General features: G+C 59.0%; 20 protein-coding genes, 1 pseudogene and 1 other annotated feature. Of the genes and pseudogenes, 11 read left to right on the top strand and 10 right to left on the bottom strand.

Translation table 11 applies throughout. The features are described 5' to 3' along the window. Positions 1–29 precede the first annotated feature (29 nt). From O1A05_RS03555 to O1A05_RS03545, 3 genes are read right to left on the bottom strand one after another with little or no spacing between them, the layout of a single operon-like run. Positions 30–2,891 carry a CapA family protein gene (locus tag O1A05_RS03555; RefSeq protein ID WP_270106699.1) on the bottom strand — a complete coding sequence of 954 codons (2,862 nt, stop codon included), beginning with the start codon at positions 2,889–2,891 and terminating at the stop codon, positions 30–32. Between the two features lie 8 nt (positions 2,892–2,899). Next, entirely contained in the window at positions 2,900–4,309 is a 1,410-nt protein-coding gene (locus O1A05_RS03550; protein WP_270106698.1) for an ATP-binding protein, read from the bottom strand. Positions 4,310–4,342: 33 nt separating this feature from the next. After that, positions 4,343–5,794 (bottom strand): UDP-N-acetylmuramoyl-tripeptide--D-alanyl-D-alanine ligase, encoded by a 1,452-nt coding sequence (locus O1A05_RS03545; RefSeq protein WP_270106697.1) that lies wholly within the window; start codon positions 5,792–5,794, stop codon positions 4,343–4,345. Positions 5,795–6,015: 221 nt separating this feature from the next. Here O1A05_RS03545 and O1A05_RS03540 point away from each other — a divergent pair, with 221 nt between their 5' ends. The 6 genes and pseudogenes from O1A05_RS03540 to O1A05_RS03515 form a co-directional block, all read left to right on the top strand. Next, positions 6,016–8,811: an enolase C-terminal domain-like protein gene (locus tag O1A05_RS03540; protein WP_270106696.1), complete on the top strand. Its 2,796-nt coding sequence runs from the start codon at positions 6,016–6,018 to the stop codon at positions 8,809–8,811. Further along, positions 8,804–10,030: a hypothetical protein gene (locus O1A05_RS03535; RefSeq protein WP_270106695.1), complete on the top strand. Its 1,227-nt coding sequence runs from the start codon at positions 8,804–8,806 to the stop codon at positions 10,028–10,030. Before O1A05_RS03540 ends, O1A05_RS03535 begins: the two co-directional genes overlap by 8 nt. 237 nt (positions 10,031–10,267) lie before the next feature. Beyond that, complete coding sequence (locus O1A05_RS03530) at positions 10,268–10,528, top strand: transposase (RefSeq protein WP_270107494.1); 261 nt, start codon at positions 10,268–10,270, stop codon at positions 10,526–10,528. Then, on the top strand, positions 10,525–10,857 hold the full coding sequence (locus tag O1A05_RS03525) for a hypothetical protein (protein WP_270106694.1): 333 nt from the start codon (positions 10,525–10,527) through the stop codon (positions 10,855–10,857). Before O1A05_RS03530 ends, O1A05_RS03525 begins: the two co-directional genes overlap by 4 nt. After that, positions 10,534–10,662: a sequence feature (AL1L pseudoknot), on the top strand. Its footprint overlaps the gene before it by 129 nt. Then, positions 10,785–11,495 carry an IS3 family transposase gene (locus tag O1A05_RS03520; RefSeq protein WP_333482005.1) on the top strand — a complete coding sequence of 237 codons (711 nt, stop codon included), beginning with the start codon at positions 10,785–10,787 and terminating at the stop codon, positions 11,493–11,495. Before O1A05_RS03525 ends, O1A05_RS03520 begins: the two co-directional genes overlap by 73 nt. Before the next feature lie 40 nt (positions 11,496–11,535). Next, positions 11,536–12,395 (top strand): annotated as a pseudogene (locus O1A05_RS03515) (ISL3 family transposase); the annotation flags it as partial. Here O1A05_RS03515 and O1A05_RS03510 read toward each other — a convergent pair. Then, the gene (locus O1A05_RS03510; protein ID WP_270106692.1) at positions 12,373–12,624 is read right to left on the bottom strand and encodes a hypothetical protein; all 252 of its coding nucleotides are present in this window, start codon (positions 12,622–12,624) and stop codon (positions 12,373–12,375) included. The pseudogene O1A05_RS03515 and the gene O1A05_RS03510 sit on opposite strands and share 23 nt — an antisense overlap. A gap of 372 nt (positions 12,625–12,996) precedes the next feature. Here O1A05_RS03510 and O1A05_RS03505 point away from each other — a divergent pair, with 372 nt between their 5' ends. The 3 genes from O1A05_RS03505 (at position 12,997) to O1A05_RS03495 (ending at position 15,234) form a co-directional block, all read left to right on the top strand. After that, positions 12,997–13,173 carry a hypothetical protein gene (locus O1A05_RS03505; RefSeq protein ID WP_270106691.1) on the top strand — a complete coding sequence of 59 codons (177 nt, stop codon included), beginning with the start codon at positions 12,997–12,999 and terminating at the stop codon, positions 13,171–13,173. A gap of 56 nt (positions 13,174–13,229) precedes the next feature. Next, positions 13,230–14,377, top strand: a protein-coding gene (locus tag O1A05_RS03500; protein WP_270107484.1) for an IS3 family transposase whose coding sequence is annotated in 2 segments (ribosomal slippage) — positions 13,230–13,500 and positions 13,500–14,377 — 1,149 coding nt in all. Because the reading frame shifts where the segments join, the coding sequence is not laid out codon by codon here. A gap of 245 nt (positions 14,378–14,622) precedes the next feature. After that, on the top strand, positions 14,623–15,234 hold the full coding sequence (locus O1A05_RS03495; protein WP_270106690.1) for a hypothetical protein: 612 nt from the start codon (positions 14,623–14,625) through the stop codon (positions 15,232–15,234). A gap of 374 nt (positions 15,235–15,608) precedes the next feature. Here the strand turns inward: O1A05_RS03495 and O1A05_RS03490 are convergent, their stop codons facing one another. The 4 genes from O1A05_RS03490 to O1A05_RS03475 form a co-directional block, all read right to left on the bottom strand. After that, a complete protein-coding gene (locus tag O1A05_RS03490; RefSeq protein WP_270106689.1) occupies positions 15,609–15,911 on the bottom strand; it encodes a hypothetical protein in 303 nt (100 codons plus the stop codon). Continuing rightward, positions 15,908–16,096, bottom strand: coding sequence for a hypothetical protein (locus tag O1A05_RS03485; protein ID WP_270106688.1), 189 nt, complete (start codon positions 16,094–16,096; stop codon positions 15,908–15,910). The genes O1A05_RS03490 and O1A05_RS03485 overlap by 4 nt, the downstream gene beginning before the upstream one ends. Continuing rightward, positions 16,093–16,242 carry a hypothetical protein gene (locus tag O1A05_RS03480; RefSeq protein WP_270106687.1) on the bottom strand — a complete coding sequence of 50 codons (150 nt, stop codon included), beginning with the start codon at positions 16,240–16,242 and terminating at the stop codon, positions 16,093–16,095. The genes O1A05_RS03485 and O1A05_RS03480 overlap by 4 nt, the downstream gene beginning before the upstream one ends. Before the next feature lie 318 nt (positions 16,243–16,560). Continuing rightward, positions 16,561–18,375: an ATP-grasp domain-containing protein gene (locus O1A05_RS03475; RefSeq protein WP_270106686.1), complete on the bottom strand. Its 1,815-nt coding sequence runs from the start codon at positions 18,373–18,375 to the stop codon at positions 16,561–16,563. 593 nt (positions 18,376–18,968) lie between these two features. On the opposite strand from O1A05_RS03475, the gene O1A05_RS03470 reads away from it, so the two are divergent. Continuing rightward, a complete protein-coding gene (locus tag O1A05_RS03470) occupies positions 18,969–20,951 on the top strand; it encodes a hypothetical protein (protein ID WP_270106685.1) in 1,983 nt (660 codons plus the stop codon). A 21-nt stretch (positions 20,952–20,972) separates the two neighbouring features. Here the strand turns inward: O1A05_RS03470 and O1A05_RS03465 are convergent, their stop codons facing one another. Continuing rightward, on the bottom strand, positions 20,973–22,826 hold the full coding sequence (locus tag O1A05_RS03465; RefSeq protein ID WP_270106684.1) for a serine hydrolase: 1,854 nt from the start codon (positions 22,824–22,826) through the stop codon (positions 20,973–20,975). Positions 22,827–23,030: 204 nt separating this feature from the next. On the opposite strand from O1A05_RS03465, the gene O1A05_RS03460 reads away from it, so the two are divergent. After that, on the top strand, positions 23,031–24,233 hold the full coding sequence (locus O1A05_RS03460) for a nucleotide sugar dehydrogenase (protein WP_270107493.1): 1,203 nt from the start codon (positions 23,031–23,033) through the stop codon (positions 24,231–24,233). Between the two features lie 19 nt (positions 24,234–24,252). Here O1A05_RS03460 and galU read toward each other — a convergent pair whose 3' ends face one another. Further along, on the bottom strand, positions 24,253–25,155 hold the full coding sequence (galU, locus tag O1A05_RS03455) for a UTP--glucose-1-phosphate uridylyltransferase GalU (RefSeq protein WP_270106683.1): 903 nt from the start codon (positions 25,153–25,155) through the stop codon (positions 24,253–24,255). Between the last annotated feature and the right edge of the window lie 105 nt (positions 25,156–25,260).

Below are 25,260 nucleotides of genomic sequence, written 5' to 3'. Positions count from 1 at the left end.
GGGTTGAAGTTGCTGCGGTGACGAATCGATCACTGGGTCGGTTGGTCGGAAGCGGGGACGTCCTCGGCTTCGACGATCCATTGGCAGAAGCTATCCAGACCGCCGGCGACGACCTCGTCATCGAGAGAAAAGTCGGGCGTCTGGCTGAGACCTTCCACCAGGACGCGGTCCGTCGAGTCTGTATCATCTGCGGCACCGGTGACGACGATGTCCACTGCAGCCCAGCGTAGTTCCGGAATCGAGCGTACTGCCCATACTGCTAGTCGTCCTGCATCTGCGATCTCTGCTGAGCTCAGTGGCTGTTCGTCTCGATGCGCGACGAGCGTTTCAGCGCGGTGATGAGAGGCGAGTACTCGCACCCGTCGAGCTGTCGGGCGGGCTTGAACCCAGCTACGTCCGGACGACAGCGCTGCCTTCGCCAGTGAGTCTTCCGACATGAGATGGCTGTGAGGACCGCTCCATGGCGTGCGTGCGGGCCGAAGGCTCACCGCTCCGGGATGCGTGTCGAGGAAACGGCGCAGCTGCGCTGTGGTGGTCACCACCCGTCCGGGCACGCGCGCGATCTCCCGCCGCACGAGGATGCGGTGGATCCATTCGAGGCGAGACATGGCCTTCTCCACCACAAAGCGGTCCGCGGCAGTCAGACCGGATCGGGTCACCAGCACCCAGCCTCGCGGCGTCAGCACCTCGCGAATCTTTTGGCTGGGACGGCGCACCTGATGGGGCAGGCGCTTGAGCGCGTCTAAGAACAAGCGTCGGAACGCGACGGGGGAGTCGTTCTTGACCAGAATCGTGTCGCGGACCAGTGGTTCCGGGGCAGTCAGTGGTTCCGCGATCTCGGGTTCTTCGGTTGGTTCGATGGCTGTTGCTTCGTAGCGCAGCCTCCAAACATCGGCGCCGACATCTTTCGGTTCGCCGTAGGCTGGAAATAGAGCTGCACCATAGGCAGCCTGGGTGTTGATTTCAATGACGTAGGGGCGCTGGGTGGAGTCTTCGATGATGACGTCCGCGCCACCCCAGCCGAGGCCGGGTATGGCACTTACGGCACCGGCGGCTGCGGCTTTGATCTCTTCGGGTGTTTCGTCCAGGGCTTGAATCGTGTCTCCTCCGACGCTGAGGCCGGCCACGTTGCGTACGGTCACCCGTTCGCCGAGTTTTGGCACGGCGTCGATGGTGAGCCCGAGTCTGGATAGTTGGCGGTGCGTGAGAGCATCGATCGGGATGGGACGTCCCTCCAGCGAGGGGTTCAAGGTGCGCTGCAGGTTCTTGTCGGCGATCAGCGCACCGATGGTTGAGGCGCCGTCGCCGATCACGTGAGGCAGGGCACGTCCGTTAACGGCCATCGCCTGATCCGGCGCGGCCATCACGCGTAGCTCCTCAGTGAAATTGATGTGTGGCTGAAGGATCACCTGTGTACCGTTGTCGCGAGCGAAATCGAACGCTTCTCGCACTTCATCGTTCGTTACGAGACCGGTGGAAACGCCCATGCTCTTGACCCCGAAACGAGGCTTGATCACTACGGGGCCAGTGATGGTTTGAGCAATGTCAACGGCTTCGTCTGCATTCTTCACGATGTAGGTGGCCGGGGTCGGTACACCAGCCTTCTCGAGGATCCGAGCGGTGAGCACTTTATCTCCGACAAGCACCGCCCCGAGGGAGCTCTCATGATTGCGGTAACGGAAGCTGAGCAGCCGTTTGCCCCGGCACTCGATCAGGCCCAGATCGCGGTTGAGCCAGAACGTCGTGCCGCCTTCGTTTTCTGCGGCGATAGCCATCATGGCCGCGCCCAGGTGCTTGTTGAGCCCGAGAACCTTGTCTTCTAGGTCGATTCCGGGGCTACGTAACGGCCAATCGCCTGCATCGCCTTCACCGTCGGACGGCTCAAATCGGGCGAAGCGCTGGCCCACCGGCCAGTCACCGGCCTGCAGAGCAATGTAATGACCTAGCTCATCTTCGCCGGTAGACATGGCGGGGTTGGCGAACCGCCAGGATCGTTCCGGACGCTCCGACAGTGCCCGAATGACACGATCGAACTGGCTACGGTCGACCGGGCCCGGTGCTGAAGGGCTCGTGCTGATCGGATAGAGCTTCACTTCTACCCATCGATGACCCCTTTTAGCGTGGACCTCCAATACTGCCCAGAAGCTGAAGGAGAGGCCCTCTTGGTCCGTCGGCGGAATGTCGGATAGGCAGTTCGAAAGCCCGTTGCCGATACCATAGACGACCCAGCGCTGCTGCGTGCGGATGACCTCCTGCAGACGTGCGGCGCCGTGACCAAGCACGAGATCGTAATCTTTGGCTAAGAGTCGATGCGTCAGCGTGAATTGACGTTGAGTCCTCCAGCTATGTTGACCGACAGCCCAGGTCGGTAGCGCAACTTGTAGCGAGTCTGTAGGCGTTGACACTGTGCGTGCTGGTGCCGATGTGGCAACACCCAATGGTGCGCATTTCGGGGCCGCGGCGTCGGCGGCAGCATGTAGGTGAACTTCTCCGCCGCCGAGGCGGGAGGGCAAGACAATGCGGTGTGGTGATTGTGCGGTTTCCAGGTCGTCACCTGCCCCGAATCCCTGGATTCCGTGGGCGTTCAGAGCGGCGCTGGTGGTTTCAATATCGTTCGTGTCGGCAGAACCCGCGGATGGTCGAGCGAGACTGATGGCATCGATGCCAAGGGCGGCTAGCGCCTCGGCTTTCGTGTCGGTGAGATCCGATGCAGGCGTGCTCAGCGAGAGCACGACGGTATCGGCATCCTCGGTGAAACGCCGAAAGGCACTCAAGACAGGGCCTTGTTGCGCCGATTCGTCGTCGACTGGAGTCGCATCACCAACGATGAGCACTCGATACGTCTGTGTCGGATCTACGGGGTCAGCGGAGGCAGTGACAGCGTGGTTCATGGGTGTTCTCAATTCTGGATGCTGAATCCGGCGGCCACAGCGCCCTTCCAACGGCGCGGATCCCGAGGCTCGATCCCGGAGATCGAGTGAACGGTCGACGCGAAAGCAGATACTTGAGTCTCCGTACCGGCGACCATGAGCTCTGGTGATCCTCTCCTGATCTTGATGAACCCCGCCACGTGTTGCTCACGACTGGCCCGAAGAATGCGGTTCTTCACTCGCGGGGTCAGTGTCGACGGATCGGCAAACGTGTAGACGAGACGGCTACGGTACCGGCTCGGGGGCAGAGGAGGCATCATGACTTCGCCGGCATGACCGGAGCTGATGATCTCCAGCGCGGGTCGCAAGTTCAAGCACAGCTGCTCGTCGGTCTTCTCATCTGAGCGACGTGATTCGGGGAAACAGACGTCGATGATCTTGCGTGGCGCGTCGACCCCTGCCCCCTCGGTGGGATACATGTTGACGCCGATCTGGGGTTGGCTATTCAACTCGAGGAAGGCGTAACGCCCTTCGCCCTCCGAACCGGGGCCTTCGTAGAGGACGTCCACCCCTGCACAATGAAGTCCGGGCACCGCTTTCACAGCTTCGACGGCTGCATCCTGGATGTGCTGGGGGATCTGATCGGTCACGTCGATGACGTCACCGCCGGCGCTGGCGTTGGCGGCACCACGCAACTGAATGTATTCACCCTCGGCGGGAACGCTGTTGAGATCGTAGCCGTGGTGCTGAAGATAGTCGGTAATCTCTCGGTCGGGCTTGATGAGGCCCTTGGACAGAAACGGGTTCTTGCGGCGGTGCAGGTTCTTCGCGTCGATCAGCTCTTGGACAGTCGATGAGCCATCGCCCGTGATGTTGGCGGGTACACGCAGACAGGCCGCAATATAGGTTCCGCCGAAGACCAGAATCCGATAGTCGTCTCCAGGTACGTGGCTCTCCATCACGAGCTGGGAACTGGAATGGCTTTGTCGAAGCTGTTCAAAGCGTGTGGTCAGCGTCTCTGAGTCAGGGATATTGGAGAAGACACCTTGACCCATCGCTCCGTCTACCGGCTTCAGCACCACTGGGTAGCCAATACCGTCGGCCAACTCGACGAGCTTCTCTAGGGTGACCGTGGCCGTATCGATGAGCACCGAGCGAGGCACCGGCAGGCCGGCGGCTGCCATGAGCTCATTGGAGCGGTGTTTGTTCTTCGCCGTGGCATGGGCTTTCAGCGTGGTGAGATGAGGACGAGATTGGATGAAGCGGATCGTGCGACCAGAGGAATCGGAGATATGAACACGGCGCAGTCGAGCATCACGAATGGAGACGGTCAGTCCGCGGCGCCATGCCTCCACTGCAAGAACGTAGGTGGTGAGCCGCTCACCGAAGGCTTCGCGAACAACATCGGGTTGAAACGCCGAGGGCCACTTGGGAGGCACAGTGAACTCCTTGAATCGATGGTGATGCTGACGTTAGGACGTCGAAGCTGCAATGAGCTCTGCGACCCAATCTTTCAACCCGGTGGATCCGGACGCCTTCATGAGCACGATATCGCCCGAGCGTAGCAATCCGGGGAGGCCGTCCCCCAACGACGGAAGGTCTGGCCAGTGCTGTACCGAGTCTGTACGGCCCTTCAGTTCCTCGTAGAGCGCGGCCATATGAGTGCCGAAGAGGTAGATATGGTCGAGTTCCGCGGCGAGGACAGCATCGGCAAGGTCACGGTGAATCTGGTCCGCCTGGGGTCCCAGCTCGAGAATGTCGCCGAGGACGGCGACACGCCGTTTCGAACCATCTGATGCCATCGCGGAAAGCGACGCCAGTGAGGAACGTACGGACGCCGTGTTGGCGTTGTACGCCTCGTCGATCAACGTGATCTGTGCTCCGGTGTCGAGGCGAATGTGCGCGGTCTGGCCGCGGCCCTCCAAAGCTTCGAAGGATGCGAGAGCTGCTACACCCTGCCGCCAGCTCTTCAGGCGATGGGCGCGAAGGGCGGCGATCACGGCGAGGCTATTCAAGGCCGTGTGCTTGCCAGCAGGACCCAAGCGGTACTCGATGGGTTGTTGACCGACCATGGCGACAGTGTTGTGCGTTTCGGGATCCCAGGACGCCAGCCGGATGGTGGCGTTCTCAGACTCTCCATAGGTCACGAGCTGACACCCTTCGCTGACCGCGCGTTGAATGAGAACGTCGGCGTGCGGAGCATCGGCATTGATGATGGCAGTCCCACCCGCGGGCGGAGCTTGGAACACATCAGATTTGATGCGCGCCACGTTCTCCAGGCTCTCCATGTGCTCCAGGTGGGCCTCGGCAATCGACGTGATAATTCCGACGTCTGGCGAGATGGTGAATCCGGACTTTCGGAACGCCATCAACGCCGAGCTGGAGATCTCGAGGACAGAATGACTGAATTGTGGCGACAAACTGAGACGCCGCAATGCCATGCGCTGCAGGTTGAGGTTGCCCGGGTTCGTCGCGATGCTTTCTTCACCGATCGCACGCAAGGCATGCAAGAGCATGGCTTTCGTGGTGGTTTTGCCCGCTGAGCCAGTGATCGCGGTGATGCGCTGGGTATCCAGACTCGCGCGGATTGCTGACACGATCCGGCAGGTCAGAGCAAAGGTGTCGTCGGAGAAGAAGACGTTCTTGCCTTCGAGGTACGGAGCACCGCGCAGTTCCGAGGAGCAGATGATGCCCGAGATTCCATAGTTCAGAGCTCGCTGGATGGTCCGTTCAGTCTTCTGACGGCTCGAGAGTGGGGCTTCCTCCGGCACTTGCGGCCAGGAAGCGTCGCGTGGATAGAGAAAGCGACCGCGGGTCTTCCGCTTCGGCGGATCGAGAACCAGGCCACGGAACTCCAGGTCAAGGTCACCCTGATAGGTGAAGGTCGACGCCGGAAGTACGTCGATGAGGTCCTTGACGCGCATTCAGGTCTCCTAGTCCGAGGATGAACAACACGGTGATTGTACGCTCACTTCGTGAAAGGCGGGTCGACAAGATTTCGGACTTTCCCCTACGGGCTCAGTGTGCACGGTAACCTTGGAAAGCGGACAGCGGGTAGATCTTCGCCATGTGCTCGCACTTCGTCCGCCGCTTTGCCGGTTGGCTGTAGCGACCCTCCACCAGAACGATAGATGAGACGCTTCGAATGAACACGACCTTGAACGCCGGGGACGCCTCGAACTCCGATCAATCAGGAACTCACCACGATTCACTCTTGATTACCCGATCAAGGGTGCTGTCATATCGTGTTCCGACCGCCGGTTCGCAGCTTCGCCCGACCAATTTCGTCGTTGAACTTCAAGGCAAGAACCGATTTGGTGATCTCTATTTAGGGCTGGGCGAGTCCCAGCCACGTGGAGCTCGAACAGGTGACGATGTCTCGGACTCGTGGCCATTTCTGGTAAAAGTTGCCGAAAGCGTTGAAGGCGAGAGGATCGACCTTACCTCAACGCAGTCAGCTTTGGACTCAATCAAAGGTGCGATGGCGAGGTTTGTCGAAATGGCGCGCGTCGCATCAACTCAAGAAGCGCAGCGACGTCCGTTTCGCGGGACCCTTCTCGGAGTTGAGGTTGCACTCTTAGATGTGACTGCTCGGGCACTTGGCCTCACGGTCGCTAAACTCCTAGGCCAACAAAACGAGACGGCGCCACTGGCGCCGACGGCACTATCTCGAAAACTCAAAGGGTCTTCATTGAGTAAGGAGATTCGAGATCAGGGAGAATTGTACGGAGCGCTACGATTGCCTCCCAGGAAAACGATCGACAATTCGATCTCATATTTCGAGAGAGTTTACGGAATTGCTAAACATCCAGATGTAAGCCAGGCTGGCAAGCCCCTATGGGTGGATTTCAACGGAGCTCTGAGTAGAAAAGACGCCGAGCAAATGGTGCGTAGGGTCGCTGCGGCCGTAGGGGAGCGGCGGCTTCCTAAGCACGTGATCCTTGAACAGCCGGTGCCAAGCCGGTACGGCGACCATCTTCCAAAGTTACAGAAGCTAGCCGATGACGAGCTTGCCACCTATGGGAGACCGGACTCCGAGATTCGCATCATGATCGACGAGTCCGTTTGGGATAAGCACAGTATCGGGCGATTGAAGAAGATTGGTCCCATCAGGGCCGTGAATATCAGGCCGGCCCAGGCGGGTGGTTTGATACCCAGCATCGAATTGGCAGAGGCAGCGAAAGCGGCCAATCCAGATGTGGTGATCGTCTTGACCAGGATGATCGGTGCAAGCCGACTCACCTCGGCGGCGATGCGCAACCTCGCTCTTGCAACACCAGAAGCCGACGCAGCAACAATTTCTTCAACTGTGGAAAAGGATATCAATCTCACCATTGCGGAGGTGGAGTCGGAATCTGCTCGTGTTCAGCGCAAAGCAAGCGCCGAAGACGCTGTGAGCATTTCAAAGAAAGCTTCGCGAACGGCTAAGTCGTCAATATACCGTGGGTATTTCTCTGCGCGAGTGAGTAGCAAGAAGCGATTCCGTGTTCGCAATGAGGTGGGTCTGGGGTTCCGGCTGGACTACTCGAGTCTCATCAAGCCGACGATCAATATGGCGACCTACCCCGTGCCTACGCCGCCACGTTTCGAAGGAAAGACAGCGAAAACCTATAGTGACGTGGACTATATTCGCCCCCTGGGGCCGTACGGCGTGCATGGTCACCTCGTTGAGCGAGAAGCGCTGGCTCGAGGGCTGAACACCAGACGATTCAGTAAATCGACGTTCATGGCCGATGACGGCATTCAGCAGCCTGTTTCGTTTCGTACCGCACGGTGGCCGCTCACTAGCGCCGTGGCTTCGTCTATTGTTCGACATAAGGAGACGACGCGTCTGCTCTTGAATCGCCGGGGCGTTCCCGTGCCGCAGGGGCGGACATTCGCACAAGGCGACATACATGGCGCGCTGTCGTACGCCAATAGAATCGGGTACCCCGTCGTTCTGAAGCCCGCGGAAGGATCGATGGGCGTCGGTGTAACGGCAAACATCGCAAACGATGACGAGCTCCGTTCAGCATTGCAGCGGCTTGAAAACAGCGTGCTCGGTACGGGTGAGTTCATCGTGGAACAGCACGTTCGAGGCAAAGATTATCGAATTATGGTGATTGGCGATGAAGTTATTGCCGCCGTAGAACGAGTGCCGGCCTCAGTTTTGGGTGACGGAGTGTCGACCGTAGCAGAACTTATACTCGAGAAGAACGCCAACCGAAAGCTCAATCCACATCTTGGACCTTTGAAGCTGAAATGGAATGCCTCTGTGGAGCATGAGATCGGCAAGCAGGGCCTAAACGCTGAGAGTGTACTGCGATCTGGTCAGCGCCTGTTCCTGAACAGCGTAAACAATCTCACCCAAGGTGGTGATTCGATTGAAGTACTTGACGAACTGCACCCAAGTATTGTCCAGGCTTCCATCGATGCCGTTGCGGCGGTGCCCGGCCTGACGTATTGCGGAGTGGACTTCCTCCTTGAAGACCATACGAAGCCACTTTCTGAACAAAGCGGAGCGGTTTGTGAGCTCAACGCCGTCGCCGCGATTCCTGTTGCGGAGTACCCGGTCTTTGGCACTCCTCGACCATTGTCGGAGCGATTCTTGGTGCACACCGTGGAAGCGCTCGGTTTGAAAGCCTGGGAGCAGCGGGCTGATAGCCTCAACCTTCATATCAAGGTCCGAGGCAAAGTGACTGGAGTTGGGTATCGACAGTGGTTTGCACGACGAGCAAACCAGTTCGGATGCTCTGGCTGGATACGAAACGTCACGGGGCGCGAAGTGGAAATCCGAGTTAGTGGTCCTACCGCTGCAGCAACTGCATTGGCGATGTCAGCTGTACTTGGACCGCCGCGGGCTCATCCGACGTCTGTCAGGACCAAGCACGTGCACGATGCTTTGACAGGCTCATTCGAGATAGTTTCAGGCGAGAAGCGGGGAGGAAGTGAGAATGACTGAAGAGATTGCTAAGGCTGCCCAGGCTAGTGAAGTAGCGCAGTACTATTGTCCACCGGAACTTTTCGACAGCTGGAAGGTCCATGTATCTGCGATTCGTCGAAATCTTCACACATGGATGTTGCCGGGTAGCGTGCTTTTGGCCGGACGTTCTGAGGAATCTCTTGGCGAGTTGGCCTTCGCGCATGGAGTTCCTCAAGACTCACGGCTTTCAAGTGTCACCATGGTGCAGGACAAGCGTGTTCGCCGCGCGATACTGGAAGCGAATCGGATATCAGTCCCAAAGGGCGCAACATTCAGTATTGGTCGGGGAGCGATGGGCGCGCGTCGGTTTGCCTCTGAACTGAATTATCCGGTTGTGGTCAAGCCGATGGTTGGCGACAACTTCATTGAGACACGCACCGGCGTCCAGGGGCAGAAGCAACTGAACGCTGCAATCAGCTATCTCGAGACTGCTCCACCGTTTCGCGAAGATTACACGGCGTCTTCATATGCATTCACAGCTATACAAACTCCCAAGGACGACGGTAGTCGGAAAACGCGGGATAACTATCGTTACTTGGTCGAGAAGCATGTTCACGGTGAGTATCTTCGCCTCCTGGGTATAAGAGGGACGATAGCTTCAGCTATCTATACACCGAACGGAGCGTGGGGTACGGAAGGGTTGGACGTTACGGACTCGTTGGATGCAAGCTTCCATGACTTGTTCGAAAGCGTATGCGAGGTCTTTCCAGGACTACCCTTGATCGCTGTAGATGTCGTTGCCTCCATGGGGCACTCAGCTCCAGTAACCGAGCAGCAGGTTCCTGTTGTTGAAGTGTCTGAACGGCCATGGCTTGTACTTCAGAATGAAATAGCTCCGGCTTCAGTCGAAGGTCTCGCAGACGGGATACTTTCGCAATCAGCATCTGACCATGGAATAGAACTGGAACCAGCGGGCCCCACCCTTGTCTCTCGCGCGGTGCGCTGGGAGGGGGTGCCTCACTACACACGTTTCCTTGAAGCCGTTAAAAGTTTCGCAGATGAGCATGAGTTAACAGGGTGGGTAAAAACGCAGGATGAAGTGGGTGGGGTTGCGGATGGACTGCTACAAGGATCCGCCTCTTCAATTGCGTTATTGGGTGAACTCGCTCTTGATGGGAGGCTGGGGCTCGACCCCGTCATATCGATGGACGGCTCGCCAGTTCAAAATTCGAATTTTCACGATTTTTCTATATTATAAATAACGAGCCCCAAAAAAGTCTGCAGGCATTGAGTGTTCTCTAATCTTAATTATTCCATTTTTAGTGTTCCGTATTCGTGGCGAGGTGTTCGAGAATGGCTCGGGCGTCCGCCGGGATCTCTGGTGCTGCCGTGAGCGGCTGACCAATGATGCCGATCGTGACCGTGCGCAAGGGTCTGAATCGCCCCGGGGATAATAGAGGCAGGGAGATTGGAAGAAGGAGATTCTCTCTTGCCAGTGAAATACACAGACGAACTCAAGGCTCGTGCCGTCGAGCTCGTCATCCATGCCCAGGCCGTCCCCGACACCGCGAATGGAGCGATCGCCCGCGTCGCGAACGAGCTCGGGCTGAGCAAAGAGACCCTGCGAGTCTGGGTCCGCAAACACAAAGAATCGGGAAAGGCGACACCGACTGAATCCGTGGATTTGGAAGCGGAGAATCGTCGGCTGCGGGCTGAGTTGGCTGAAGCGAAGCGGGCCAACGAGATCTTGAAATGAGCATCGGCTTTCTTCGCGGCGGAGCTCGACCGCCCATCGAAGTGATTGTCGCCTTCATCGACGACAATCGCGACGAGTTCGGAGTCGAGCCAATCGTGCGCGCCCTGAAAGGGACTGCTGCACGGATTGCTGTGAGCTCGTATTACGCCTACAAGAAGCGTCAACCATCAGCCCGGGCACGCAGGGACCAAGCACGGTTGGTAGTGATCCAGGACGTCTATGAGGCGAACTATTCCTGCTACGGGGTGCCGAAGATGTGGAAGGCGATCAACCGCCAGTACGCCGATCAATTTGGTCCGGTGACCCCCGCTGCACAGTGGAGCGGTTGATACGCCAGTTGGGCATCGGCGGAATCCGTCGGAAGCGGAAGCGTCCGAAGACGGTCTCAGCACGTGCTGAGGAGTGTCCGGATGATCTGGTTGAACGTGAGTTCGCAGCACCGGCTCCCAATTGTTTGTGGGTCGCGGACATCACCTATGTGCCCACGCAAGCTGGGTGGGTGTACACGACGTTCATCCTCGATGTCTTCCACCGGGAGATCGTTGGTTGGCAGGTGACGAATCATATGCGCGAGTCCCTGGCCAGGGACGCTCTGACGATGGCTCTCGCTGCGAAATACCGGGCCGGCGAAGACGTCTCCGGGCTCGTGCACCACTCGGAGCGCGGAGTGCAGTTCCGGTCGATTCGCTATGGGGAGACCCTGGCGGAATCCGAGGTCGTGGCGTCGGTGGGGTCGCGTGGGGACTCATACGACGATGCCATGGCCGAGGCATTGAACTCGGTCTACAAGGCCGAACTCATTGACCGGAAGGTGTGGTCGGGGTTGATCGAGGTGCTGGCGGAGACGTCGAAGTGGGTGGCTTGGTACAACCAGACACGATTGCATTCAGCGATCGGGTACCGCCCGCCTATCGAGGTCCATTCTGAATGGATCGACCAGTCAGGGGTAGAGTCCGCGGCTGCTTAGGAAACCAAGAAAAGGAGCCTCTACCAAACCCGGGGCTTGACAGCGGCTACTGATCAATGACTCAGCCCGGTTTCAAGGTGTGACCACCATCGAGGTCGATGAACACGTCTGGCGTCATACCCGGTACGGGGACAAGTACGTCACCGTGATCATTGATTTGACGCCGATCCGTTCTGGTGCCGGGCCGGCCCGATTACTAGACATGGTCCAGGGACGATCCAAGGCGGTGTTCAAATCATGGTTAGCTCAACGCCCCGCAGACTGGCGGAAGCACGTAGACACGATCGCGATGGATGGATTCTCAGGGTTCAAGACCGCCGCGGCTGAGGAAGTACCTCACGCATCAGCGGTGATGGATCCATTCCATGTCGTTCAACTTGCTGGTCATGCTTTGGATGAGTGTCGGCGCCGGGTTCAACGCCAGACGCTGGGTCGTCGTGGTCGTTCTGGAGATCCGCTCTATGGTGCTCGTCGTACCTTGCATGCCGGAGAAGCCTTGTTGACGGAGAAACAACGTGACAGGTTAGAGGCACTATTCGTCGAGGAACGTCATGTTGAGGTCGAAGCGACGTGGGGAATTTATCAACGATTGATCGCTGCTTACCGGCATCCCGAACCTGGGCGGCGAGGATCGTTGATGAGGAAGCTGATCACTGACATCACGGCTGGTGTTCCGCAGGCGCTGAAAGAGATTCGTCAGCTGGGTCGTACGTTGAAACGTCGGGCGGTTGACGTTCTGGCTTACTTTGATCGTCCTGGCACAAGCAATGGTCCTACCGAAGCGATCAATGGTCGTCTTGAGCACCTACGCGGGACTGCCCTGGGCTTCCGAACCTGAGGAACTACATCTGCCGCAGTCTGTTAGAAGCAGGCGGATTCAGGCCCCAGCTACACGCTTAAATGCGAAGAGCCCCTTATCCTGAACGACTGCAGCGCCAAGCGCAGATTCATTGAGCACAGCGACGTCAACAAGAATCCGCCTGTCACTGGTCTCAATGACTCCTTGGGACTTGCCGAACCAAAGCGTGGTTGATTGATTCCAGTATCGGGCCGCACTCGAGAAAAGTGCGGCGCCAACGCTGATGCCGGATTGGACCATCTCGAATACGCCTTCGTCAGGTATCTTCATGACTGGCAGGCTACCGGAATATAGTTAATGGACTGACGGTCAAGAAACTGTCGCAGTCCAAGTTCGAAGCTATCCATCCCAGATCTCTGTTGGACCAATTCAGGCACGATCAATGGTTCGTCAGTTTGCGTAACCGACAGAACTTTGTGACGGTTACCTCCTGCGTAAATGTCCAGCCTGAACCGAGCAAGACATCACTTGCGTCATACGGAACGCATGGATTCTGAGTAGCCATGCAAATAGGAAATAAGTACCTGACAGTTCAGACCAATCTGTCGGTGGTTCTTCAATACTGTGAGAACTACCATATAGTTAGTCTCGGGCTGTTGCCGCCAAACCATGTTGCTGGACGACTCGTTTCCGGGAGGACGAATGACCAAATTTGATGAAGCTCGTGTGCTGCTCCGCGAGCTGGACCTGCCAGTAACGAATATTAACGCTTTCATGGTCGCTGAGGCCCTGGAGCGCCGCATTGAAGTTGGTGCAATGCCACGCCGGCCACGAATCGTGTTTATGCATGGTTCTGAGTGGGCTGACCCCGTTTTCTAGGTCCATTCGTTATGTGAGTCCTGACCCCCGCGCTCGCGGGGAGAATGGATCACACGATGAGCAAACAAAGAAGGCGTCACACCCCGGAGCAGATCGTCCGGAAACTCGGGCAAGCCGACCGGCTCCTGGGCGAGGGCAATACGATCGCCGATGCCTGCCGCGAGCTCGGGGTTACCGAGCAGACCTATTATCGGTGGCGAAACCAGTACGGCGGCATGAAAGCCGACGACGCGAAACGGCTCAAGGAGCTCGAGAAGCAGAACGCGACCCTGAAGCGGTTGCTTGCCGAAGCAGAGCTCGAGAAGGCTGCTTTGAAGGAGTTGGCTGAGGGAAACTTCTAGGCCCGGGTAGGCGTCGCGCCGCTATCACGCACCTGATTCGCACCTTGCAGATCAGTGAGCGCATGGCGTGCCGCCTGGCCGGGCTTTCCCGCTCCGCATGGCGGCGGCCGCTCCGAGGCGACACCCCGGCAGACCCTGACCAGGCGCTGCGCGACTGGCTCCGGAAGTTTGCGAAGAACCACCCACGTTGGGGGTACCGACGTGCGTACCATGACGCGCGTGCTGAGGGCTGGAATGTGAACCACAAGAAGGTACAACGCTTGTGGCGTGAAGAAGGGCTCCGGGTGCCGCAGAAACGTCGGCGGAAGCGGGTGGGGTCATCAACTGCTGACGCCCCCAAGGCGGCTGCGCCGGGCGTGGTGTGGGCGGTTGATTTCCAATTTGATGTCGATGAGCGCGGCAAAGCGATCAAGATCTGCTCCATCGTGGATGAGCACACCCGCGTGTGTTTGGGTGGTCTTGTGGAGCGGTCGATCACCGCAGAGCGATTCATCGAGCATCTCGAGGAACTCGTCGCTGAGCATGGGGCACCGATGATGCTGCGAAGTGACAACGGGCCGGAGTTCATCTCGGATGCCGTTGCAGACTGGGCTGGCACGAGAACCGGGTTGTCGTACATCCCGCCCGGTCAGCCCTGGCGAAACGGATACGTTGAGTCGTTCAACTCGAGGCTCCGCGACGAGTGTCTGAACATCAACAGCTTCTACTCGCTGCTCCATGCACGGGTCGTGATCAGCGACTGGAAGCACGAGTACAACCACGAGCGCCGACATTCCTCGCTGGGGTACCTGGCCCCGGTCGAGTACGCTCGATCCTGCACCCACACGTTCGAAGAAACCGACTCGCATACTGAGCGGACCTAACTACGGGGGCGGCCCATGAGAGCTACAGGTGGGGTAACGGTCTAACCACGCTGAATACGCGTCTTGCACGTCGCCTGGCAAACCAAAAAGACCTTCAAAGCAGCATTTTCCGCAATTTTGGCATCAATTCAGCTGAAAACGCCGTATTTGCCGCCGACGAGGCAAGGAGGGCCTGGGAATGGGCGAAACCCCTGGGCAAACTTGTCGTTAAACCTCACAATGGAATTCACGGTAAAGACGTTCACGTGGGTATTGAAACCTGGGAGGAGTTCCAGGAAGCCTTCGGACAGGTCTCCTCTGACAGGGGGCGGGTGCTCGTAGAGCAGTTTCGGCCGGGAACCGAACATCGTTGCCTTGTAGTGGACAACAAACTGATTGCCGTTACTAGGCGCCGGCCCGCGAGCGTCCTCGGAGACGGGACTTCCTCCATTGAGGAGCTTGTAACTGCGAAGAATCAAAATCGTGGTCCTATCCACATCAAGTTGAAGACCGGGCCACGCGAAGTGCAGTATCTGGCTAAACAAGGATTGTCGCTTAGCTCCGTTCCTGAAGAGGGGGTGCGCGTATTCCTCACTGGAGCGTCGAATATCCATGCCGGCGGCGACGCGATTGATGCAACGGAGGATATCTCTGCGAGTGAGAAGCGGTTCATTGAGCGCGCCTCACGTGTGATTCCGGGGTTGCGGCTCGCCGGCTTCGATGTCTTGCTCCCCCGTTTTGGAGTGCAGGCGGAACCAAGCATTATTGAAGTGAACCACTCACCAATGACTTCAATGCATCACCTTCCCTGGGAGGGGAAGAAGCGCAATGTTTCGGCGGCCATTATGGACGCGATGTTTCCATTGACGAAAAAATAGTTCTATATCGCATGGGCCCTATATCAGCGGGTCTATTCGTGAGATGCCGTGCAGATGCACCTTGAGAAATCGAAGATCGTCGATAGAAGTTCGAGTTCTTATCTGACATCCGTTGGGGTTTTGATTTGAAGTCGACTGCGGCGAGGCAACGGTGGGGCTCGGCGATCTCATTGTCGCCCCGAACACCGCCATTGTGTGCGCGGGTTATTGTGAGATGCGGCGGGAACGCCGAGCTCCCCGGCCTCAGGCTCCGCCGGAGCTGCAATCTCGGCTATCGGGCTTGTGCGGAACGAGTCCACCTCCTTCTCGGGGATTGGCCGCGCGTTGGCGCGGTTGGTCGAGTGGTATGTGATGGAGCACAACTGCTGCACGCATTACAGTATGAGGAACGCCGCGCCGTTCGCTGGTGCGGCTTCGGCCGCCGCGGTCAGCAAGGTTCGTTGCTTGTCGGTGAAGTTCGATCCCGAAGCGGAGAATGCTTTGGACGCCGCAGAGCGGACGGATCTTCCGATGATGGTGCCCGAGAGTGTTCTGCTACAGCAAGCGGCGGACTCCTCGGTGGCAACGGTACATAGCTTTTTCACATGGAATGCGTCATGCGCGGCCGTCGCGACTTCTAGTAAGTTGTCGATGGCAGTTTGGTGCCCGGTGAGCGGTACCAAGACCGCCAACTTCACGGCCTTCCGGAACGCGAGGCACCGGCGATCGATCGAAGCTGCGTATGTCTACCCATGTCGATCTGGCACGAGTCTTCCCCTAATTCGTTGCGGCCGAGGTCAACCATTCCGGTCAACTCTTTCATGCCACGGTCGCGGGGGTCGAGTTGAAGCCAGATCTGTTCGTCGAGGCCCAGCGTGCTCACTTCGTCCATCCGGATTTGTCGGCCTGCAGGTTGGCGAGTTCGGATTCGACCGCGAATCGCATCGTCTTTTGCGTAGTGCCGAGTTGCTGGACCAAGGCGCGCACGATCGCATGCACGCGGCGGAGGTGCACCATCACTGAGGTCATAGAGCGACCCGTGATCATCGGCGCGGAGACCCTCAACGTTGGGCGACACCTCCACCGATGTCTACCGCATATTCCTCATGATCAGACGGTCGCGCGAATCGCGGTTGAGCCGACCCCGGTCCCGTCCCGCCGCCGTCGTGGCGATCAGTGTCCGTGACATCAGCGCTGGGAGGGTCCATCGTGTGTCGCTGCGGGAATGCCGGGCGGCTCTAATGCACTCGTCAGTTTTCCCATCTAGCGAACAAGGTGCCTGCTTGCTGGTTGCATCGCAAGAATATTCTGGGGAGGTCGGCAGGCTCGATCAATAGTCAGTCATAGTCATTCCTTGATCAAGTACTCAAAGAACGAGGAAGCGGATCCGGCTACGAGTCGCATGTTGGAAGTGAAACTCGGGTTCAGCGACAGCCCCTCGACTCTCCAATGCCCCCGGTTCCCAGACTGGTGATACACGAGGTCTGCGGCCGCCCATCGGAGTTGTGGTATCGCCCGCACAGCATGAAGCGCTAGGCGACTTGCGTCGTCCATATTACTTGGCGCCAGTTGAGATAACGTTTCCTTTGAGAACATAGCGAATGATGTATTTCGCGAAGAGAGAATCGTCACCCGCGGTCCCTGAGGGTACGACTGCACGTACCACCTAGGGTGTTCGTGGAAGATATCGCAATCTTCCGCCGTAGTGATCAACTTCGAAGAGGCGTTTCTCCATCCGTTAGAACTCTTGACTGCTAGGAGAGGGCTGGGTGAGTTGTTCAAGCGCCTTCTTAGCGCATCCTCCGATCGGATGTAGCCGCCGCGTACACGGAAGATCTTCTTGAGCGCCAGGAACGCTCGAATATAACCATGCCTTCTGAACATGCTTGTTGATGCAAGCAAATCTGATGGTCCAAGCATCTGACCAGTGAACCATTGGTCATGATTGTCACGCGAGACCTTGATTAATGTTCTTTGAGTGTCATCTACTTCGTATCCTTGCGAGTCAAGCCAGTCGAAGAATAGTCGACTGAGACGAACTTGTCGGCTGAGCGTCTTCTGGCTGGATCGTTCCGTGCTACTCAACTCCAGGTGCGGTGTTGTCGAATCCGACTCAAAAAGCGAAACACGCGTCAACCACTGTGGAGATGCAATGTCTTTAGGCTCTCCCGTGAATGGGAACGTCGCTCCCGCATAATGTGCGCGGCAGTTTACTTCAATAACGTAAGGCTTTCCGGTCACCTTCTCGGTTACGATGTCAACGGCCCCCCATCGAAGGCCTGGGATGTTGGCGACTGTCTCGCGAGCAAGCGACTTTAGCTCGTCGGAAACAAGGGGTGAGACCTCGTGGGGTTCGCCCCCTCCGCTCAGTCCGCCGACGTTGCGAACGATTATTTCCTTGTTTTGTTCAAGGGTCGAGTCCAGGGAGTAGCCTTGCCTGCCCAGGACTGTGTCGACGATATTGTCTATCGGAATGGGCAGGTATCGGAGGCCGGGGTTGTTGCGGCGTGATTCATTCTTTTGATCTATTAATTGTTTGATGGTTGATTTGCCGTCACCCGTGACCTTCGGGAGGACTCGATGGATGACCGCTACGCATTCTTCGGCCGTCGCCAAGCACCGATACTCTGTGTCGAAATCAATGTACTCTTCCAAAAGCACGGGGAGCTTGCCGGCTGCCGTCGCGTACCGAAATGCTTCGCGTATCTCAGCATCACCTTGAATATCTACAGTGACGCCGTTTCCCTTGGATCCTCCGTTTGGCTTGACGACGACAGGGGCTTGAATCTCCGTAGCTTTTTCAACGGCCTCATCTTCCGTGTAAACGGCGAATCCGCGGGGGGTATTGAGTCCAGCTGCTTCGAGGAACTGTTTTGTCATTCCCTTGTTGGTTATGATCGCCGCGCCAAGTGACGACTCATTCAGGACAGGCCCGTCGATCATGTAGTCGTCACCGTTTACTGTTGCAACGCCTTGCCCTTCGGCAATCCAATGAATTTCCGCGTTGCTGTGTTGCTGCGCCGCATGCGCGAACAGCGATGCACCTACACCGTGGCCAGCGAAAATCATCTCTTTAGCGCCGCTCAGATTAAGGGCGAGGTCTCCATGGGAGGACGTGCCGTTGCCGTTAGAGGAAGCAATGAGGGGTTCTTTGGGTTCCATGTTCGCCTTTGAGTGTGAGTTTTCCGAAGGGTGCGCAGTTGGTCGAAAGTGACAAGATCTGGTTCGAACTTTAGAGGCAGTGCTCGTAAGCGGGGGCTGGGGTAATTGTCGTCAATTTAATCCTACCGCGCTGTTGGTCTAGCGGTCGGGCTTGCATCAAGCATGACCTTGGGGGCTGGCAAGTCGTCTTTGGTAACTAATGTCCATATGTCTAGCGGCCCTGGGGCAGAGATTTTTCTTTGCACGGTGGCGAGGCTATTTTATGCAGGGCAATATTGTGTCAGGGGAATTCGAGGGTGGATGTGCGGGCTCGCTTTCAGTCGTTGGTCGCTGCAGCTTTGTATTGGGTTCCTGGTTGTTGTTGAATTCGAAGGTCAGGTTTCTGGGTGGTCTTATCGCGGGCTAAAGACGTCTTGTGCTTTATACCGATGCTTGGGTTAGCGCTTGGAGCCGGCACATTCGATCCGTCTACTTCTGGGAGCGGCGAGCAGGCCAATCCTCCGGTTCACTGTCAGGGTCCGGTAACCGCCGATGGCGTGGTTACAAGGAATCTCGGCTACGGCAGCGAGAGTTTCCCTATCACCGCATCCGGGATGATCGAAGATACACACTATGTGGTCAGCCGCCACATGTCGCTGACTCCCGGCGTGATCGCTGGCTTCAACGTCGACACCGGAGAACGCGTCTATCAGGAAGACGTCGTGATCGATGGTGATGAGAGTGAAGGCACCTGGGGCGCGACGGTAGCCGGCGACGACCTCTACGTCGGAATGAGTTTCACTGGGGACCGCAGGTCCTCGATCCTACGGCTGGACCATGACAGCCAGGAGCTCGAAGAGGTGGCCTCCACTGCCCCCGCTGCGCTGATCTGGGATATGACCACAGCACCGGACGGCACCATCTACGCCGCGACATCACGGCAGAACGGCGCGGGCCTGTGGGAGTACGATCCCGAGGGCGAAGGTGCCGAGTTCCTCGGCCAGTTCGAAGAGAACACGCGCCAAGACGCTCGCAGTGTGGCGGCTACTGAGGACACGGTGTACCTGGGCCTCGGCAACGCTGAACCTGATCTCATCGCCTACGACCGTGACAGTGGCGAGTCTGAGTCGATCCTTCCCGAGGAACTGGATGATGCTTCCTACGTCTACTCGCTGGAGGCGAACGAGGACGTCATCGTGGCCGGGACCTCCTCGCCGGCAACCCTGACGGTGCTGGACCCAGACGACCCCGATGAGTACGACATGGTCGACGTTCCTTCTGGGACGGTGCAGGCCATCGAGATCGTCGATGACATGGTGTACTTCACGGGTGGTTCCACACTGTGGAGCTATGACCTGGATGAGGGCGAGCTGGAGAAGCTGAGCGAGGTCAACATTCCCGGCGGGCAGACCCGCGGCCTCTACTATCGCGATGGCGTGTTGCATGGTTCCGGGAACCTGGGCCAGCTCTGGTCTTACGGGCTCGACGGGGGCGAGTTCAATGTCCTCGACATGGTTGAAGAGGCGGGGGAGGGAACCCCTGAGGATTCCTCTTATGGGGAGCCCGCGCAGTCACTGGCGGCGGTTGATGGTGTGGTCTATACCGGCGGGCACTTCACCGTCGGCGTGAGAGACACCGAGACCGGCGACCTGACGCAGCTTGACGTGCCCGGTGAGCCCAAGGGGACCCAGATTGTCGATGGTGTGCTGTACATGGCCATGTACTCCAGTGGGAACCTGGTCAGCTACGACCTTGAATCCGAAGAGATGGAGACGCTGGCCAGCGCTCCTCGAGGCCACAACCGGCCCCGCGATCTTCACTACGATGCTGAGGCCGGGCAGCTCTACATGACCGTGCAGGCCGACACCGGCGGTGGCGGGTCGCTCTTGGTCCACGCCATCGACAGCGGAGACAGCGAATCCTATGAGCCCTTCGACGACCATGCGGTCTCGGCCGTCACCTCAGCGGACGGAACGGTCTATGTGGCCGGCAGCAGCGGCATGCAGGACTCCTCCGACGGTGCTGTGCTCAAGGCGCTGGACCCGGACGATGGAGACACCCGCTGGGATATCGACCTGGATCCGGACCTCGGCGGCGTTACCGGCCTGCAGGCGCTGGGCGATGAAATCTATGCGATCACCAGCAAAGGATCCATCTTGAGAGTCGATCTGGATTCGCAGGACGCTGAAGAGATCGCCGACGGCTTCGGCCCGGGCGATCTCATTGAGCACCGAGGGGAGATCTACGGAGCGACCGCTGAATCGGTCTTCACGATCGACCGCGAAGCAGACGAGGTCGAGATTCTGCTTGAAGACCTGGATGGACAGTGGTTCACCTGGCCGAGCCTTGCTTCGGACGGCTGCACCATTTTCGCGATGCACGGTGCTGAGGTGGTGCAGATTGCCACCGATGCACCCGTCGCCGACGAGCCGACGGAGGAAGCGCCCGAGCCCGACGAGCCCGAAGAGACCGATGAACGCGGGTGGGCGATCCTTGGCATCATCATTTTCGGGGTCATGATCGTGGCTGCCGTCGCGCTGATCATGGCGGTAGCGTTGCGAAAGCGTGCGCGAAAGAGCGGCAGTTTGGAACATTAGGCGAAACGCACGCGGCGGGAGCTATTGGCTCTTCACCGCCGTCATGACCTGCTGAAGAACCTTGTACCGCACTTCACCCGGGTCCACGTTCAGAATGGTCGTGAAATGGGTGGAGCCATCGGGGTGCGTCCAGGCGAACGTCACGTGAGCGCGTCCGTCGACCGGCCAGGTTCCGGTTTTCGCCGTGACCATCTCGGGCAACGGCACCACGCGGCTGAGCAACACGCGATGCTGGGTCTTCTTCGGGCGGGCGCGTGGTCCCTCGATGGAGATGTCTCGAGAGAACGTACCGAGTGCGTCGACCAGGAACGGATCTTGGTGAATCCGACGGTGGAGATCCGTGACCTGGGCTGCGCTCATCTTGCCGAAGTTCCAGGGCGTAGAGAAGGATGCCCCCGCGTAGCCCAGTTCGGCCGCAGTATCGTTCATCGCCTGGACGAACCGCTCCACTGGAGTGCCGTCTCCGGGCAGTTGTTCTCCGACCCCGCGGGCGATGACGTAGGGCGCGGTGTTATCCGAGGAAGCCATCACTGCGCGCAACAGGTCGGCGTAGGAGACGACATCGTCTTCCACGAACCGTCGGTAGCTGTACTTGTGCCGATCCTGGCGAGTGACCGTCATGGTCTCGGCCAGCAGCTCGTCGGTCGTTAGTGTCTGACGAGCTACGTACGCCATCATCAGCTTGGTGACTGAGGCGAGCTCCCACTCATCGGGCACCGTGTGGGCGGCGCCGTGGGAGAAGGTCTCCCGACCGGTGCTATCGACCGAGTAGATCGCTGCTTCGTTCGGGAGTCGTGGCGTCGCGGAGTGCAGTCCGGACAGCTCATAGAGCAGGTTCTCCATGCGCGCTTGCACCTGGGTGGGAATCTCACCGTGGTAGACGAGCACCGGGCCCACGGTGCCAGCCCACTGGCGGCGGCCCTTGTGGTCGCCGCCGAGGGTCAGACCGCCCAGGGCGCGACCGTTGGATTCCCGGTTCTCCTCGACCTGGAGGCGAGAGTCGATGGCGAGGCTGGTCCGCTCGGGACTGAACGTCGCGGTGATCAGGTGAGGTTGGGTGTCCGAGGCGGACCGATTCTTGGAGTCGACCCCGGAGTACGAATTCATCGGGGAGCCAGATCGGTCAGCGGAGAAGATCGCGTGTCGGCGTTTCCCGACCCCGTCCAGGAGGAACCGCTTGCCCGGTTCTAGGGTCTCCGCCGTGCCGAAGGCCATGATGGTGTTGGGCTGCCGCAGGATGCCCTCGGCACCGAAACTGGCGGCAAGAACTCCGTGGCCGGCCGTGAACCCGTTCAACTGCCCGTAGGCACCTTCCAAGAGTTCTAGCGCATCCCCGTAGTTCGCCAGCGGCGGGTGCTGGCCGAGACCGTCGGCGAGCTCGACGATGCCACCGTCTTCATTGAAAGTGGTGGTGGTTGGATCGGTCGGGTCGTACACCGCGGTCCAGCCATCGAGGCGTGCCAGGCGCTTGATGCGTTCAGCGGGAGTCGCGCCGTCGTGATCATTGCCGGACACCAGCCACCACGGGCCGGGCAGAGCGTTGCGAGTGGGGGAGATGGCCATCCAGAGTGCGACGGGAAGGTTGTCTTCGGCCCGGGTGCGGAAGCGGAAGATGCGAGAGGTAATGCTGGTGTCGAGCTTGTCGAGGTATCCGGGCACGGCCAGAGGCAGATTCAGTGCGCGGGCCGTGTCCGCATCCGGGACGCGGTAGACGTTCGGCTTCAGGCGCGTTAGGTCGGAGGACGCGCTGAGCACCGGTGGGTTCGTCACCGGAGCGAGGCTGTCATCCCAGTTCTCCTGAGTGCCGTCGAATCCAAGCCGCACCGCGAATGCGTAATCCGGGTCTGGCGGTGGCGTGGTGGTGTGAATGAGCATGGTGGTCCTCCCCGACAGACAATGCTACTTTCCCCGCGCGGTACCTGCCCATTCTGGCGGGGGACGTGAACGAAGTACCGGGGGTAGAATACCCGGGTACCGCTGAATCCCCCAGAGACAGGTGACACCGTGACAGACACGACCGGTCAGCAGTTGGCAGTCGTCATTGGCCAGGGCTACGTGGGGCTTCCTCTCGCGCAGGCGATGAGCGCCGCCGGCGTCTCCACGATTGGATTCGATGTTTCCGCGCAACGCGTGGCTGCACTGAATTCCGGAACCTCACACGTGGATGACCTCAGCGACGAGGCCCTGCAGGTGATGCTCGATCAGGGCTACACCGCCTCGGCTGATGCCTCGGTGATTGCTGATGCTGATGTGGTGGTCATCTGTGTACCGACCCCACTCGATGATGGTGGCGGCCCGGACCTGGGCGCGGTGGAAGCCGCGACGCGCACGATCGCGTCGAATCTCAGTTCCGGAACCCTGGTGATCCTGGAATCAACCACCTACCCGGGCACCACCGAGGGCATCGTGCTGCCACTGCTGGAGGAACATGGCTCCGTGCACGGACGCGACTTTCTCCTGGCGTTCTCTCCGGAGCGCGTGGACCCGGGATCGAAGACTCACGGGATCACCAACACGCCCAAGCTGGTGGGCGGTCTGAACGAGAAAGCGACGCAACAGGCGACGGCTTTCTATGAGCAATTCATCGACACCGTGGTCCCGCTCTCCGGGGCGAAAGAAGCCGAGACTGCGAAGTTGCTCGAGAACACCTACCGGCATGTGAACATCGCCCTGGTGAACGAGATGGCGCGCTTCTGCCACGATCTCGATATCGACATCTGGGAGGTCATCCGCGGGGCAGCAACCAAGCCCTTCGGCTTCCAGAAGTTCACGCCCGGTCCCGGCGTGGGCGGGCACTGCATCCCGATTGACCCCAATTACCTGAGTTTCCAGGTCAAGAAGACCCTGGGCTACCAGTTCCGTTTCGTCGAGCTGGCCCAGGAGATCAACAACTCTATGCCGCAGTATGTAGAGACGCGGCTGACGGAGCTACTCAACGATCACGGCAAGCCTCTCAACGGCTCGAACGTGTTGCTACTGGGCGTCACCTATAAGCCGGACATCGCTGACCAGCGTGAGTCCCCGGCCGTGCCGTTGGCGAAGATCCTGCAAGGGAAGAAAGCCGATGTGGTGTTCCATGACCCGCTGGTGGAGGAATGGCACGTGGAGGAGGAGACCCTGACCCGGGTGCCCGATCTGGACGCGGCACTGGAGCAGGCCGACCTGGTGGTGCTGATGCAGGCACACCAAAGCTACGACGTCGATGACCTTGCCTCACGTTCGAAGCTGTTCTTCGATACCCGCGGTGTGAGCACGGAATCGGACTCGGCTCACCGGCTCTAAGAGTCAGTTGCGGCCGGGGTTAGGCGTTGCGCGCGACGAACTCCCGTAACCATTCTGCAAGGTCCGGGCCGATGTCTTCGTGGCGCATCGCCAGTTCGATGTTGGCCTTGAGGTACTCCAGTTTGTTGCCGGTGTCGAAACGACGGCCGTCGTACACGACCGCGACCACGCCGCCGTACTGCTCCGGATCCTTGGCCAATTCGATCAGAGCGTCCGTCAGCTGGATCTCGCCGCCGGCACCCGGCTGGGTGTGCTCGAGAACCTCGAACACCTCGGGGCGCAGCACATAACGACCAATAGCCGCCAGATTGGAGGGGGCATCCTCCCGGGCAGGCTTCTCGATCAAATCGTTAGCCCAGAGCGATCGCCAGCGCGTGTTGTCCAGCTCACCGCCGGGCTGCACGATGCCGTAGGACGACACCATGTCCTCGGGGACCTCTTGCACGGCGATGACGCTGGCCCCGGTCGCCTCGTGGATCCTGATCATCTCGAGGAGCAGTTCGGCCCCGTCGTCGATGATGTCGTCGCCGAGCAGTGCTGCAAACGACTCGTGTCCCACGTGTTTCTGGGCGCGCAGGATGGCGTGCCCCAGGCCCTTAGGGTCCCCCTGACGCACGTAGTGGATGTCAGCGAGGTCAGTGGCCGCTCGTACGGCCTGGAGCACCTTGTCTTTGCCGCGGCTCTCCAGCACGCCCTCCAGCTCGGCCACACGGTCGAAGTGATTCTCGAGCGGAGTCTTGCTGCGGCCGGTCACCATCAGCACATCCGACAAGCCAGCACCCGCAGCTTCTTCCACCACGTACTGGATCGCGGGACGATCTACCACCGGCAGCATCTCCTTGGGGATGGCCTTGGTGGCCGGGAGGAACCGGGTGCCCAGTCCCGCCGCAGGGATAACCGCTTTCGTGATGTGGTGGTTCATGTGGTCCTGAATCGTTGTAAGCGTGAATCTCAGCCGATGTGTCCATCGAAGTCTACTGGGCGAGACTACGCAAGGAATCTTTCTGGGAGATTAACGGACTGTCGG

Origin of the sequence: Citricoccus sp. NR2 (genome assembly GCF_027594385.1) — a bacterium.
In the GTDB taxonomy this organism is placed as follows: Bacteria; Actinomycetota; Actinomycetes; order Actinomycetales; family Micrococcaceae; genus CmP2.
Note: the sequence above shows the minus strand (reverse complement) of the source record. Positions and strands in the feature narration are given on the sequence as shown.

What these genes read in the sequence shown, in the direction of transcription:
- O1A05_RS03510 (WP_270106692.1), bottom strand. Translation starts at nt 12,624, where the DNA reads ATGAAGATACCTGACGAAGGCGTATTCGAGATGGTCCAATCCGGCATC.
- O1A05_RS03545 (WP_270106697.1), bottom strand. Translation starts at nt 5,794, where the DNA reads ATGCGCGTCAAGGACCTCATCGACGTACTTCCGGCGTCGACCTTCACC.
- O1A05_RS03525 (WP_270106694.1), top strand. Translation starts at nt 10,525, where the DNA reads ATGAGCATCGGCTTTCTTCGCGGCGGAGCTCGACCGCCCATCGAAGTG.
- O1A05_RS03470 (WP_270106685.1), top strand. Translation starts at nt 18,969, where the DNA reads ATGATCGAAGATACACACTATGTGGTCAGCCGCCACATGTCGCTGACT.
- O1A05_RS03480 (WP_270106687.1), bottom strand. Translation starts at nt 16,242, where the DNA reads ATGACCTCAGTGATGGTGCACCTCCGCCGCGTGCATGCGATCGTGCGC.
- galU (WP_270106683.1), bottom strand. Translation starts at nt 25,155, where the DNA reads ATGAACCACCACATCACGAAAGCGGTTATCCCTGCGGCGGGACTGGGC.
- O1A05_RS03540 (WP_270106696.1), top strand. Translation starts at nt 6,016, where the DNA reads ATGAACACGACCTTGAACGCCGGGGACGCCTCGAACTCCGATCAATCA.
- O1A05_RS03555 (WP_270106699.1), bottom strand. Translation starts at nt 2,891, where the DNA reads ATGAACCACGCTGTCACTGCCTCCGCTGACCCCGTAGATCCGACACAG.
- O1A05_RS03460 (WP_270107493.1), top strand. Translation starts at nt 23,031, where the DNA reads ATGAGCGCCGCCGGCGTCTCCACGATTGGATTCGATGTTTCCGCGCAA.
- O1A05_RS03505 (WP_270106691.1), top strand. Translation starts at nt 12,997, where the DNA reads ATGACCAAATTTGATGAAGCTCGTGTGCTGCTCCGCGAGCTGGACCTG.
- O1A05_RS03535 (WP_270106695.1), top strand. Translation starts at nt 8,804, where the DNA reads ATGACTGAAGAGATTGCTAAGGCTGCCCAGGCTAGTGAAGTAGCGCAG.
- O1A05_RS03475 (WP_270106686.1), bottom strand. Translation starts at nt 18,375, where the DNA reads ATGGAACCCAAAGAACCCCTCATTGCTTCCTCTAACGGCAACGGCACG.
- O1A05_RS03465 (WP_270106684.1), bottom strand. Translation starts at nt 22,826, where the DNA reads ATGCTCATTCACACCACCACGCCACCGCCAGACCCGGATTACGCATTC.